The sequence below is a fragment of the Streptomyces griseorubiginosus genome (assembly GCF_001514195.1).
Classification (GTDB): Bacteria; Actinomycetota; Actinomycetes; order Streptomycetales; family Streptomycetaceae; genus Streptomyces; species Streptomyces griseorubiginosus.
The window spans coordinates 280466-292988 of record NZ_KQ948744.1 but is presented as its reverse complement, the minus strand read 5'-3'; the positions used below and the strand labels follow the sequence as shown (position 1 = coordinate 292988).

The 12523-nt window shown below is 73.1% G+C and carries 10 protein-coding genes; 5 read left to right on the top strand and 5 right to left on the bottom strand.

The window, feature by feature from the left end; all coding sequences use genetic code 11:
* Positions 1-5 precede the first annotated feature (5 nt).
* Positions 6-506, bottom strand: coding sequence for an SCO4402 family protein (locus AQJ54_RS36520; RefSeq protein ID WP_078616861.1), 501 nt, complete (start codon positions 504-506; stop codon positions 6-8).
* Positions 507-623: 117 nt separating this feature from the next.
* Here AQJ54_RS36520 and AQJ54_RS36515 point away from each other — a divergent pair, with 117 nt between their 5' ends.
* Positions 624-1982, top strand: a complete 1359-nt coding sequence (locus AQJ54_RS36515) for an ABC transporter substrate-binding protein (protein WP_062244969.1) — start codon at positions 624-626, stop codon at positions 1980-1982.
* A gap of 54 nt (positions 1983-2036) precedes the next feature.
* Here the strand turns inward: AQJ54_RS36515 and AQJ54_RS36510 are convergent, their stop codons facing one another.
* Both AQJ54_RS36510 and AQJ54_RS36505 read right to left on the bottom strand, forming a co-directional pair.
* Positions 2037-3818, bottom strand: coding sequence for a hypothetical protein (locus AQJ54_RS36510; protein ID WP_062244966.1), 1782 nt, complete (start codon positions 3816-3818; stop codon positions 2037-2039).
* Positions 3819-3987: 169 nt separating this feature from the next.
* The gene (locus AQJ54_RS36505; RefSeq protein WP_062244965.1) at positions 3988-5373 is read right to left on the bottom strand and encodes an NsdA family TPR-like regulatory protein; all 1386 of its coding nucleotides are present in this window, start codon (positions 5371-5373) and stop codon (positions 3988-3990) included.
* Between the two features lie 306 nt (positions 5374-5679).
* Here AQJ54_RS36505 and AQJ54_RS36500 point away from each other — a divergent pair, with 306 nt between their 5' ends.
* From AQJ54_RS36500 to AQJ54_RS36490, 3 genes are all read left to right on the top strand, one after another.
* Positions 5680-6342, top strand: a complete 663-nt coding sequence (locus AQJ54_RS36500; RefSeq protein WP_079070168.1) for a bifunctional DNA primase/polymerase — start codon at positions 5680-5682, stop codon at positions 6340-6342.
* A 24-nt stretch (positions 6343-6366) separates the two neighbouring features.
* Positions 6367-7137, top strand: a complete 771-nt coding sequence (locus AQJ54_RS36495) for an ABC transporter ATP-binding protein (RefSeq protein ID WP_062030353.1) — start codon at positions 6367-6369, stop codon at positions 7135-7137.
* A gap of 125 nt (positions 7138-7262) precedes the next feature.
* Positions 7263-8852, top strand: coding sequence for a hypothetical protein (locus AQJ54_RS36490; RefSeq protein ID WP_062030355.1), 1590 nt, complete (start codon positions 7263-7265; stop codon positions 8850-8852).
* A 410-nt stretch (positions 8853-9262) separates the two neighbouring features.
* Here the strand turns inward: AQJ54_RS36490 and AQJ54_RS36485 are convergent, their stop codons facing one another.
* Together AQJ54_RS36485 and AQJ54_RS36480 are read right to left on the bottom strand one after the other, a co-directional pair.
* On the bottom strand, positions 9263-10210 hold the full coding sequence (locus tag AQJ54_RS36485) for an alpha/beta fold hydrolase (protein WP_062245108.1): 948 nt from the start codon (positions 10208-10210) through the stop codon (positions 9263-9265).
* Between the two features lie 522 nt (positions 10211-10732).
* Complete coding sequence (locus AQJ54_RS36480) at positions 10733-11425, bottom strand: iron-dependent transcriptional repressor DtxR (protein WP_062030357.1); 693 nt, start codon at positions 11423-11425, stop codon at positions 10733-10735.
* A 316-nt stretch (positions 11426-11741) separates the two neighbouring features.
* On the opposite strand from AQJ54_RS36480, the gene AQJ54_RS36475 reads away from it, so the two are divergent.
* Positions 11742-12518: an SIS domain-containing protein gene (locus AQJ54_RS36475; protein ID WP_062244959.1), complete on the top strand. Its 777-nt coding sequence runs from the start codon at positions 11742-11744 to the stop codon at positions 12516-12518.
* The last annotated feature ends 5 nt before the right edge of the window (positions 12519-12523 follow it).

Here is a 12523-nt window from a genome sequence, read left to right as displayed (position 1 = left end):
GTCCGTCACGCGGACCGGGTCATGATCTGGAGCACCTGGAGCGTGCGCGGCGGTGCGTCCGGGTCCTCCCCGTCGGCCGCCGCCATCCGCACGTGCGCGTCCCGCGCCGCCCGCACCGCGTCCGGCCAGCCCGGGTTCTCCATGTACACGGAGACGGGGGCGTCGGGGCCGACCTGGTGCATGATCCGCAGCACGCGCAGCACGGCGGTGTCGACGAGGGCCGCCTCCTGGGAGTCCCGGAAGATCGTGCCGACGTACTTCTCGGCGGACCAGTTGTCCAGCCAGGTGTCCTCGACGAGGCGGTACACGGCGTCGGTGACGTCCCCGTACCCCTCGACGCCGGTCAGCCAGACGTTCTGCTGGAACGCGGGGTCGGAGAGCATGTGCAGCGCGGAGCGCACATTGCTGCGCCAGCGCCACCACGGCATGTCGTTCAGTGGCATGCCGCCCATGGTGGAGGAGCGACGGCCGCGACGGGAAGAGTTCTCCGAACCTTGCACGGTCACCGATCGTACGTTCTCGCCCGAACGTGCCCACCAGGCCCCCGCTGTTCACCTTTACGTCACCGTTCATTGACCCAGGGTCACTTTCGAGTTGGCGGTGTGACGGAAGCGTGTAGGCCCATGACCGGCAGGCGACGCATCCGCAGCACCTTCCTCCCCCGGCACCACCGTCCCGTCCGAGCCCTCGCCCTCGTGGCGGGGGCCCTGGCCGCCGGTGCCTCGCTCGTCACCGGTTGCGGGGTGGTCCCCGGTACCACGGGGGGTTCCGGGGACGACCCGATCAAGGTCATGACCTGGGCCCCCTCGGACACCGAGGCGACCAACAAGCCCGGCATGCCCGCCTTCGCCGAGGCCTACGCCCGCTGGATCAACGCCAGGGGCGGCCTCAACGGCCGCAAACTGACCGTCCTGACCTGCAACGACAAGAACAACGGCGTGGGCGCCGCGAAGTGCGCCCGGCGCGCGGTCAAGGAGCACGTCGTCGCGGTCGTCGGCTCCTACAGCCAGTACGCCGACTCCTTCTTCCCGCCCCTGGAGGGCGCGGGCATCCCCTACATCGGCGGCTACGGCGTCACCAACGCCGAGTTCACCAGCCCGCTCTCCTACCCGATCAACGGCGGCCAGCCCACCCTGCTCGCCGGGCTCGGCAAGGAGCTCGCCCGGGACTGCGGCAACGTGACCCTCGTACGGCCCGACACCATCGCGGGCGACGAGCTGCCGGTGCTGCTGGACTCCGGGCTGACGACCGGCGGGCACCGGGCCGCCGCCGACGTGCGGGCCGCGGACGACGCCAGCGAGTACTCGGCGCAGTCCACGAAGGCGCTCGCGGGCTCCGGTGCGGCGGCCGGCTCCGGTTCGGCGGCCGGCTCCGGTGCTGCGAAGGAGAAGGAGGGGTGCGTCGTGCCCGCGCTGGGCGACCGCACCAGCACCTTCATGGACTCCTTCCGGCGCGCCCGCGCCGAGTACCCGCGGGTGCGGACGGCCATGGCGATGGGCAGCGTCGACCAGACGGAGATCGACGCGTCCGGCGGGGCGTCGGGGCCCTACGAGGGGTCGTACATCACCGGCTGGTACCCGGTGGCGAGCGACGCCCGCTGGGACGGGATGAAGAAGGTCATCAAGGAGGAGGCCTTCGACGACAACCGCATCGACTCGGCGGACGCGGGCGTGCAGACCACCTGGATCGCCTACACGGTGTTCCGGAAGGCCGTCGAGTCGCTCGGCGGCGGCGAGGTGACCGCCGACAGCGTGCGCGGCACGCTCAACGACGGCCTGAGCGTGCCGACCGGTGGGCTGACGCCGACGCTCCGGTGGCCCCGGGACACCTGGAACGCCACGAACCACCTCGCGTCCATCGGCTTCCCCCGCATGGTCAACGCCAACGTGACGCTCCAGGTGGTGCGCCAGGGCCGGCTCGTGGCGGCCCACGAGGGCTTCACCGACGTGACGCAGACCCTGCGGCACGCCGACATCGACTGAGGCGGCCGGCGGGACTGCCGGGCGGGGGTGCGGAAGGCGCCCCCGCCCTGCCTCTCACAGCTGGGTCGACGAGCGCTCCGTCAGGCTGTACTTCTTCGCGATGGCGTTCCACAGCCGGGCCGCCCGGGCCTTCTCGGTGCTGGCGGTGCCGCTGTCCCGGTTGCCGGCCGCGGTCTCTCGCGTGATGCGGGCCTGACCCTTCTTGCAGCCCTTCCGGCCGGCCGCCTGGTCGGCCCAGGCCGCGTAGTGGTTGTCCGCGGACGCGGACGCCCGCCAGGCGTTGGTGAGGGCCTCGGTCAGCTCGGCGTGGCTCGGGAGCTGGTCGACCGCGAGCCCCTTGAGCCGGGTCACCAGACCGGTGCGCTGACCCGCCGCCGCCCGCAGGTCCTGGGCCGCCTGGCCGAGGTCCTTGCAGGACTTGACGTTCGCCACCGCGTTGATCACCGAGGAACGGCTGTTGCCGCTGTCGGCGAGCAGCTTGTCCAGCTCCACGGCCTGCGCCTTCGCCGGGTCGGCGGCCGGCGCGGACGAGCCCTCGCCGGCCGGGGCCGTCGCCGACACGGTCTGGTTCTTGTCGCCCCCGCCCCCGCCGCCTCCGCCGCCGGCGAGCAGCGCGCCCGCGCCGATGCCGAGCACGACGATGCCGACGCCCACGGCGGCGAGAACGGGCACCCGCGACCGGCGGCGACCACCTGCGCCGTCGTCGTACGCGTCACCGCCCGGCGGGACGTACGGCGGCTGCGGGGCCCCGTACGACGGCTGCGGGGCCCCGTAGGCGGGTGGTGCGGCCTGCTGCCCGTCGAAGCGCGGCAGCTGCTGGGTGGAGGAGGCGCCGCCGTCCGTGCCTTGGGCGCGGAAGAGGTTGTCGAAGTCGGAGGGCGGCTGCCGGTCGGCGCCGCCGGCCTGACCGGGCACGGGCGGGATGTACTGGGTGGCCTGGGCGTCGGGGCCGTAGCCGGGCTGGGCGCCGTAGGCCGCCTGGGGGTGCTGCCCCGCTTCGGGCGGGAGGGCGCCGGGGCGCACCGGCGGGATGAACTGCGTGGCGCCTTCGTCGGCACCTGCCGGGACCGGTGGGATGAACTGGGTCGCCCCCTCGTCGGCGGCGGCCGGGACGGGCGGGATGAACTGCGTGGCGCCCTCGTGGGCGGGCGGGCCCGAGCCGGCCGGGAGGGGTTGGCCGACCGGCGGCAGGTAGTAGGAGGTCGGCTCGTCGGTGTCGTAGCCGGGCCTGGGCTGCTGCTGCGCGGTGCCGGGGGCCTCGTAGGGCGCTACCTGGCCCTGCTGCGGGGGCAGCGGCTGGGACTGCGCGGCGGGCGCCGACGGGAGGGGCTGGCCGACCGGCGGGAGGTAGTAGGACGTCGGCTCGTCGGTGTCGTAGCCCGGCGCGGGCTGCTGCTGCGGCAGCGGCTGGGACGGGGACGGCGTGCCGCCGGGCTGCTGGGAGGTGTCGGCGGGCTGGTGGGGGACGTTCCAGGTCTGGGTGCTCGGCTGCGACCAGTCCTGGGCGGGCGGCTGGGTCTGCCCCTGCTGGTCGGGGCCCCACGGGGAGCCCCAGGCCTGAGCGCCGGGCGGCTGACCGTAGGCCGTGCCCGCGGAGGACCCGCCGTACGCCCCGTCGGACGCCGGAGGGGACGGGTCCGCCTGCGGAGAGCCGTACCCGCCGTGCGGCGGACCGCCGTAGCCGGACGACTGCGGCGGGGCGCCGTAACCGGGCTGCGGGGCACCGTAGGCGCCCGTCTGTCCCGGCAGCAGGGGTTCCCCGCCGTCGGAGGGCAGCACGATGCCTTCGCGCGCTTCGCGCGCCGAGGGCTGCTCGCCCTGTCCACTCTGCGTCACCGGGACTCCTACTTATGGGGGAACTTCGGAATCGTCGTGTAACGCTACCGGGTCCCCCGAGCCCGGTGCCACGTAGCACAGGACGTGACCTGCGCCCCTGTGACCGCAGTAACAGTTCTCCGGTGATCGTGTGACGATTCCGGGCCCTTGACCGCTGTACTCGTCCTCCCTATGCGGCCGCCTGAAGGTCGAGCCGGGCCCCGAACTCCCGGACGACGGCCTCGTCCCGGAACGGCTCCAGGCGCTGCTGGAAGTCGTCGAGGTACTCCGCACCCCGGTTGGAGCGGACGGTCTCCAGCAACTCCACCGCTTTCAGGCCGGTGTTGCAGGCCTGCTCGATCTCGCGCTGCTGCACCTGCGCGGTGGCGAGCAGGACGTAACCGATCGCCCTGCGGCGCGCCTTGTTCTCCGGGAGCCCGTCCAGGGACTCCTGGGCACACCGCGCCGCCGCGTCGGCCTGGCCGAGGTCACGGTGGCAGTGTGCCAACTCGTCGGCCAGATAGGCCTCGTCGAAGTGCGCGATCCACGCCGGGTCGTCGCCCGAGGAGGGATCCGCCGCCTCCAGCGCGGTCACGGCCCGCGCCGACGCCGCCTGGGTCGCGCGCACGTCACCCATGAGCGCGTGCCCGCGCGCCTCCGCCGCGAGGAACATGGCCTCCGCGCGCGGTGTCACCCGGCCCCGCGCCCCTTCCTGCGCCGCCCGCGCCAACTGGGCGATCTCGCGCGGGTTCCCGAGCTGTGCGGCGAGGTGGCTCATGGACGCGGCGAGCACATAGCCGCCGTATCCGCGGTCGCCGGCCGCCTGCGCGAGCCGCAGCGCCTGGATGTAGTACCGCTGGGCCAGGCCCGGTTGACCGGTGTCGATCGCCATGTACCCGGCGAGCTCGGTCAGTCGGGCCAGCGCGGCGAACAGGTCGCGCCCGACGGCCTCCCGGTACGAGCCCGCGAGCAGCCCGGAGACCACGCTGTTGAGGTAGTGCACGACGACCGGGCGGACGTGCCCGCTGCCGTACTGGTGGTCGAGGTCGACGAGGGCCTGGGTCATCGCTCGCACGGCCGCCACGTCGGACTGGCCCACCCGCGGGCCCGCCTGGCGTGCCACCTGTGCGTCGGGTGAGGAGATCAGCCAGTCCCGGCTCGGCTCGACCAGCGCGGACGCGGCGACCGAGGAGCCGGACAGGAAGTCCCGGCGCCCCACGTCACTGCGCCACAGCTCACACACCTGCTCGATGGCGCCCAGTACCGTCGGCGAGAACTGGAGACCGACGCCGGAGGCGAGGTTCTTGCCGTTGGCCATGCCGATCTCGTCGATCGTGACCGTACGGCCGAGCTTGCGCCCGAGCGCCTCCGCGATGATCGCGGGCGCCTTGCCCCGCGGCTGCTGTCCCCGTAGCCAACGGGCCACGGACGTCTTGTCGTAGCGCAGGTCGAGGCCGTGCTCGGCACCGCACATGTTGACCCGGCGGGCGAGCCCGGCGTTCGAGCACCCCGCCTCCTGGATGAGCGCTTGCAGCCGTTCGTTCGGCTGCCGCGCGACAAGTGGCCTTGCGGCCATGGCGTACCCCCTGTGGCTGCGGTGCCTGCCCACGCACCGAGTTGACGTGTCTTCCACTCCCGGGCCCCGTCGGTGTGAACGAAAGGATCCGGCCGTGAAGATCAATGCCCCGCAGAGACAGCTAAAATGCGAGGCATGCGAGGATTGCCGGGGTAAAGGCGGAAGCCTGCCCCGTTCGTGGCTACCCAGCTCACGCCCCGGCCCCTCCCGCGCGCCCCCACACGTGCATCCATGCGCCCCAGATGCCGAATCAATGCTCCTCCCCCGCGCGCGCTACAGCCGTAACCCGAGGTGGGCGCGGGAGTTGTGTTGAGCGTGGAAGAGACGATCGCGGGCCCCGAGGCCGCTCAGATTCCGAAGCAGCGCGGGGAATCGCTGCTGGAGACAGCCGTACGATACGCCGAGGAGCGCCACTGGGACGTCTTTCCCGGCACCTGGCTGGAAGCAGTCGACGGGGTGCAGCGCTGCTCCTGCGGCGACACCGCGTGCGCCGCCCCCGGGGCGCACCCCTCGCGCGAGGACTGGGCGACGCAGGCCACGGGCAGTGCGACCGTCGCGCGCCGGATGTGGCAGAAGCAGCCGGCGGCGTCGATCCTGCTGCCGACGGGGCGGACCTTCGACGCGATCTCCGTCCGGGACACGGCCGGCTTCCTCGCGCTGGCCCGCATGGAGCGCATGGAGCTGACCCTCGGTCCCGTGACGCTGACGCCCGACCGCCGGATGCACTTCTTCGTGCTGCCGGGCGCGACGGCGAAGGTGCCGGACCTCGTGCGCCGGCTGGGGTGGGCTCCCTCGTCCCTCGACCTCGTGGTGCTGGGCGAGGGGTCGTTCGTCGCCGCTCCCCCGACCCGGTACGGCTCGTCCGGAGCCGTGCAGTGGGCCTGCCGTCCCACCGCCGCGAACCGCTGGCTGCCGGACGCCGAGGAGCTGATCTCCCCGCTCGCCTACGCGTGCGGTCGGGACAGGTGAGACGCACGCCTAGAGTGGGCGTCCATGACGTCGGCTGTGAGTGTGCGGGGGCTCTGGAAGCGGTTCGGGCAGCAGGTTGCCGTAGCCGGGATCGATCTTGAGCTTCCCGCAGGGAAGTTCATCGGGCTCGTCGGACCCAACGGGGCCGGGAAGACCACGACTCTCTCCATGGTGACCGGGCTCCTGCGGCCCGATCAGGGGTCCGTCTCCGTCGTCGGGCACGACGTGTGGCGGGACCCGGTCGCGGTGAAGGCCCGGATCGGGGTGCTGCCCGAGGGACTGCGGCTGTTCGAGCGGCTCTCCGGGCGGGAACTGCTCGCCTACTCCGGGCGGTTGCGGGGGCTGCCCGGGGGTGAGGTGGACCGGCGGGCCTCGCAGCTGCTCGACGTGCTGGACCTCGCGGGGGCCCAGCACAAGCTGGTCGTGGACTACTCGACCGGGATGCGGAAGAAGATCGGGCTCGCGGCCGCCCTGCTCCACAATCCCGAAGTGCTGTTCCTCGACGAGCCCTTCGAGGGGGTCGACCCGGTCTCGGCGCAGACCATCCGCGGGGTGCTGGAGCGGTACACCGGCTCCGGCGCCACCGTCGTCTTCTCCTCACACGTGATGGAGCTCGTGGAGTCCCTGTGCGACTGGGTGGCCGTCATGGCCGCCGGCCGCATCCGCGCGCACGGTCCGCTCGACGAGGTGCGCGGTGCCGCGCCCTCCCTCCAGCGGGCGTTCCTCGAACTCGTGGGCGCGCAGGGGCAGGACGCCGGGGCGAACCTCGACTGGCTGGGCGGCGGGGCCCGATGACGGCGGCCGGCTCTGCGGGCGGGGGTACTGCGGGCGAGGGCGCTCCGGGTACGGGTCAGGTTGCGGATCAGGGTCCGGGCCTGGTCTCGGGGCAGGGTCCGGGCCGGGTTCCGGTTTCGCGCCCCGTGGCGCAGGACGTCACCCCGGTCGTCGTACGGCTGAAGCTGTCCCTGCTGCGCAACGGTCTGCGGCAGTCCGGCGGGCGACGGGCCGCCTGGATCGGCTCGGCCGTCGCCGTGCTGCTCTTCTCGGCCCTCCAGTTGCTCGGACTGGTCGCTCTGCGCGGCAACGCGCACGCGGAGTCCGTCGCCGTCCCGCTGGTCGCCGTCCTCGCGGTCGGATGGGCCGTGATGCCGCTGTTCTTCCCCGGCGGCGACGAGACCCTGGACCCCACCCGGCTGGTGATGCTGCCGCTGCGGCCGCGGCCCCTGGTGCGGGCGCTGCTCGTGGCCTCCCTGGTCGGCATCGGGCCGGTGTTCACGCTCTGCGTGCTCGTCGGCTCGGTGGTCGCCGTCGCGCACGGCGGGACGGCGTACGTCCTCTCCGTACTCGCCGTGCCGCTCGCGCTGCTGGTGTGCGTGGCCCTCGCACGGGCGGTCGCCGCGGCCAACCTCCGGCTGCTGAGCAGTCGCAAGGGCCGCGATCTGGCGGTGCTGAGCGGACTGGTCGTCGCGGTCGGCGCGCAGGTCGTCAACTTCGGCGCCCAGCGCCTCGGTTCGGGCGGTCTCGGGCAGCTGGACGGGCCGGCCGAGGTGCTGGGCTGGATCCCGCCCGCCTCGGCGATCGGGGCGGTCCACTCGGCGAGTGAGGGTTCGTACGGCACCGCCGTCCTGCAACTCGCCCTGTCCGCCGCCGCGTTGGCGGGTCTGCTCGCCCTCTGGTCGCGTCACCTCACCCGGCTGATGACCTCGCCCGACGGCTCCACCCTGCCGTCCGCCCAGGGGGCCGCCAAGGAGCGGACCTCGACCGGGCTCGCGCGGCTGCTGCCCGGCGGGCGCACCGGCACCGTGATGGAACGCAGCCTGCGCTATGTGTGGCGCGACCCCAAGACCAAGGCCGCGTGGGTGACCTCGCTGGCCATCGGACTGATCGTGCCGGTGTTCAACGCACTCCAGGGCACCGGGTCGATCTACTTCTCCTGCTTCGCCGCCGGGATGCTCGGTGTGCAGATGTACAACCAGTTCGGGCAGGACACCTCGGCGTTCTGGATGGTCGCGCTCACCATCTCCTCCACGCGGGACGCCTACGTCGAGCTGCGCGCGCGTGCGCTGGCACTGCTGGTGATCACCCTGCCGTACGCCACCCTCGTCACCGTGGTGACGACCGCGCTGATCGGTGACTGGCCGAAGCTGCCCGAGGTGCTCGGCATGTCCTTCGCGCTGCTCGGCGCGATGCTGGCGACCGGGGCGTGGACGTCGGCGCGTTTCCCGTACTCGATCCCGCAGGAGGGCTACAAGAACGTGGCCCCGGGACAGTCGGGGCTCGCCGCGGCCGCCGTGGTCGGCGGCATGGTCTCGGCCGCGCTGCTCTGCGCGCCGGTGATCGCCCTGGCCATCTGGGCCAACGTCAGCGCGGGCGGCGACGAGTGGAGCTGGGTGCTACTGCCGGTGGGGGCGGTGTACGGCGGGATGATCACGGTCGCGGGTCTGCGCCTGGCGGCCCCGCGCACGGCACGGCAGCTGCCGGAGATCCTTGCGGCGGTCAGCAAGGGGTGAGCGGATGGGGGCGCCGAGCCGGGGCGGGTGACCGGGGTGAGCGCGCCGCTGGGTCGATGGCGGGTGGGGGCGCGGGGCTGGGTTACCGGGTGAGGGGCGCTGCACGGGGCTGGGTGACCGGGTGAGGGCGCCGCCAGGAGGCCTGCTGCCCGGCTGAAGGCGCCGCCGAGGGGCCGGGTGGCCGGGTGAGGGCGCCGCCCCGGGGGCCCGCTGCCCGGCTGAAGGCGCCGACCGCGGGCTGGGTGACCGGGGCCGGTGTCGCGGTGGTTCGCGGGGCGCGGGGAGGGGCGCATGCCCTGCCGTACGGAGGGGTCCGACCCGGCGCGGGCTCCGGTTGCGGCGGGCCGCCCCGAGCGCGGGGAGCGGCTCAGGTGCCCGAGCCGCCCCTTTGCACCCACCCGTCCAGGGTGTCAGTCGCTTTCCGTGCCGTCCGGAGACTCCAGGCCCTCCAGGCCCTCCAGGCCCTCCAGTCCGTCCAGGAACGGCTCTATCGCGGCCCGCCACGCCTCCGGCTGGTCGTAGTGCACGAGGTGGCCGGCGTCGGCGACCTCGGCGTAGCGGCCACGGGGCAGGACGCGGACCATCTCCTGGGCCTCGGCGCGGCCCAGTTCGCCGTCCAGGCCGCGGACGACCAGCGTGGGGCACCTGACCTGCGCGAGTTCCTCCCAGTGGGCGTCGTAGACCCAGGTCTCGCGGGACTGGAGCATCTGCTCGGGTTCGAAGACGGGGCGCCAGCCGTCGGGGGACTCGGCCATCACCTCGGCGTAGAACTCGCCGCGCGCCGGGTTGGGCCGCTCGACCCAGGGGTCGTCCTCGCCGAACCACTTGCGTACGTCGGCGAGGGTGGCGAAGGGCACCGGCCAGGCCTTGAACCACTCGCCCCACTCCCGTTGCGAGGCGGCGCCGAGGGCGGAGGCCCGCATGTCGCAGATGATCACTGCGCGGACCAGGTCGGGGCGGCGGGCGGCGAGCTGCCAGGCGGTCAGGGCGCCCATGGCGTGGCCGATGAGGACGACGGGGGCGAGGTCGAGCTGTTCGAGGGCGGCCTCGGCGTCCTCGACGTACGCGTCGCGGGTGAAGGCGGCCCGAGGGGGCTTGTCGCTCTGGCCGTGACCGCGCTGGTCGAGCGCGACGGCCCGGTACCGCTCGGAGAGCCAGCGGGCGGTGGACGCCCAGTGGGAGGCGCGGCCCATCAGGCCGTGGAGTAAGAGGACCCCGGGTGATCGTTTCTCCGGGGGTGGGGAGGCGGCCTTCGCCGGGTCGGTCGGGTCCGTCGGATCGCTCTTGGGAGGATCTCCGAACTCCCAGGCGGCGAGACGTACGCCGCCCGCCCCGGTCACGTCGATGCGCCGCGCCATCGGCACCCCCCTTGGCCTGCCGTGCCTGTGGTGTCTGTCCTGTCCGCCGCTGTCCTGTCGTACATCTGTGCAGCGCACGCCACGCGCGCCCCGTCACTCGCAGACTATCGAATGCGTATTCGAAAATGGGTTCTCGCGCGACAACACCCCTCGTTCGAGTGACCGCCCTCAAGGAATGATCGCCGCGGCCGAGGGGAGATTTGCAGCGGGAGGCGGACCGCTCGGGGACATCGGTCCGACGGGAATGACCCTGGGAGCTCGGGGCTCCGGGTCAGCACAGGGGAGGACAGGCCCCGGCGCCGCAAGGTGCCGGGGCCATCCCCATGTCTACGGCACATCCGCCCGCCCCCTCAGGTCATATGCCTCACGCGACAGCCTCGCACGGGAAGCGTCGAAGCGCTGCGATTCCGCACAGTGAATCCCGGATCGACGAGGCCGCGGACGGCGCCGGGCACCGGTCCGGGGAAACCCCAACCGAGACCACAATTACCCGGCAGAGCCTGGAAGTTGACCCGGTCCCGCTCAGCGCTTGGCCACGAACACATGCGAGGCGACGTCCGACTCCAGCTCGGCCGCCTCCCCGCCGCTGCCCACCAGCACCCCGCCGGCCGACTCCGTCACGCTCACCACCGAACCGGGCTGCACACCCGCGCGGCGCAGCGTGTACATCAGCTGCGCGTCCGTCTGGATGGGCTCGCCGATACGCCGTACGACGACCGTCTTGCCGTCGACACCCGGGTCCAGCTCGGCCAGCGAGACCATGCCCTCGTCCAGGAAGGGGTCGGCGCCGTCCTTCTCGCCCAGCTCCTCCAGGCCCGGGATCGGGTTGCCGTACGGCGACTCGGTCGGGTGGCGCAGCAGCTCCAGCACCCGGCGCTCCACCGCCTCGCTCATCACGTGCTCCCAGCGACACGCCTCCGCGTGGACCTGCTCCCACTCCAGGCCGATCACGTCGACCAGCAGACACTCCGCGAGACGGTGCTTGCGCATCACGCGCGTGGCCAGCCGGCGGCCCTCGTCCGTCAGCTCCAGGTGCCGGTCGGTGGCGACGGACACCAGGCCGTCACGCTCCATCCGCGCCACGGTCTGGCTCACCGTGGGCCCGCTCTGGTCCAGCCGCTCGGCGATCCGGGCGCGCATGGGGACCACACCTTCCTCCTCCAGCTCGAGGATGGTGCGGAGATACATCTCCGTGGTGTCGATCAGTCCGGACATACGTGCCCCTCGATGAGATCTGCCGGAAGCACGACGGCTTCCCGGCGCGTGCGCTGGCCCTGGCCTCAATTCTGCCGGATACCACTGACAAGCGTGCCGCGCCGGTGAGACCGGGCCGCGGCGAACGGGATCCGGCCGTGCCGACAAAACCGCACGCGGGCCGTGCCGACATCGCACGCGGGCCCTACCGACCCCTCACCCGCGCCGTGCCGACCTCCCGCCCGGACCGTACGACATCCCGCGCGGGCCGTATTGACATCCCACTGGTCCAGACCGCACGGTGATCCGCGACACGGCGACGAAGGGTGGATGAGGCATGGGCGGCACGGGCTCCGCGGGCGGCCACGGCACACTGTCCGGACGGTTCTTCGACGCCGCGATCGGACTCCTGGAACGGGTCCGGGACGAGGAGGGCGAGTCCGTCGCGGCCGCCGGTGAGCTGCTCGCCGACACCGTCGCCGACGGGGGCCGCCTCTTCGCCTTCGGCGCGGGGCACTCCTCGCTCGCCGCGCAGGACCTGGTCTACCGGGCCGGCGGGCTCGCCCTCATGAACCTGCTCACCGTGCCGGGGGTGGTGGGCGTCGACGTCATGCCCGCCACGCTCGGCTCCGCGCTGGAACGGGTGGACGGCCTCGCGAGCGCGGTCCTGGACTGCTCCCCGCTCCGCGCGGGCGACGCCCTGGTGATCATCTCCCTGTCCGGCCGCAACGCGCTCCCCGTGGAGATGGCCCTGACCGCGCGCTCCCTCGGCGTGAAGGTCATCGGCGTCACGTCCCTCGCCTACACCACCGCGACGAAGCCTCGCCACAGCTCGGGCACCTTCCTCAAGGACCACTGCGACGTCGTCCTCGACTCCAAGATCTCGGTCGGCGACGCGGAACTCACCCTGGACGCCGTCCCGGCCCCCTTCGCCCCGGCCTCCACGGTGGTGACCTCGGCCCTGCTCCAGGCGGTCATGGCCACGACGGCGGCCGCCCTCACGGCCCGCGGCATCGACCCCCCGCTGCTGCGCTCGGGCAACGTGGACGGCGGCCTGGAGTGGAACGACCGGGTCTTCGAGGAGTACGGGGACCGGATCTTCTACCGGCGCTGAAGGCC

What these genes read in the sequence shown, in the direction of transcription:
- AQJ54_RS36475 (WP_062244959.1), top strand. Translation starts at nt 11,742, where the DNA reads ATGGGCGGCACGGGCTCCGCGGGCGGCCACGGCACACTGTCCGGACGG.
- AQJ54_RS36515 (WP_062244969.1), top strand. Translation starts at nt 624, where the DNA reads ATGACCGGCAGGCGACGCATCCGCAGCACCTTCCTCCCCCGGCACCAC.
- AQJ54_RS36485 (WP_062245108.1), bottom strand. Translation starts at nt 10,210, where the DNA reads ATGGCGCGGCGCATCGACGTGACCGGGGCGGGCGGCGTACGTCTCGCC.
- AQJ54_RS36495 (WP_062030353.1), top strand. Translation starts at nt 6,367, where the DNA reads ATGACGTCGGCTGTGAGTGTGCGGGGGCTCTGGAAGCGGTTCGGGCAG.
- AQJ54_RS36480 (WP_062030357.1), bottom strand. Translation starts at nt 11,425, where the DNA reads ATGTCCGGACTGATCGACACCACGGAGATGTATCTCCGCACCATCCTC.
- AQJ54_RS36505 (WP_062244965.1), bottom strand. Translation starts at nt 5,373, where the DNA reads ATGGCCGCAAGGCCACTTGTCGCGCGGCAGCCGAACGAACGGCTGCAA.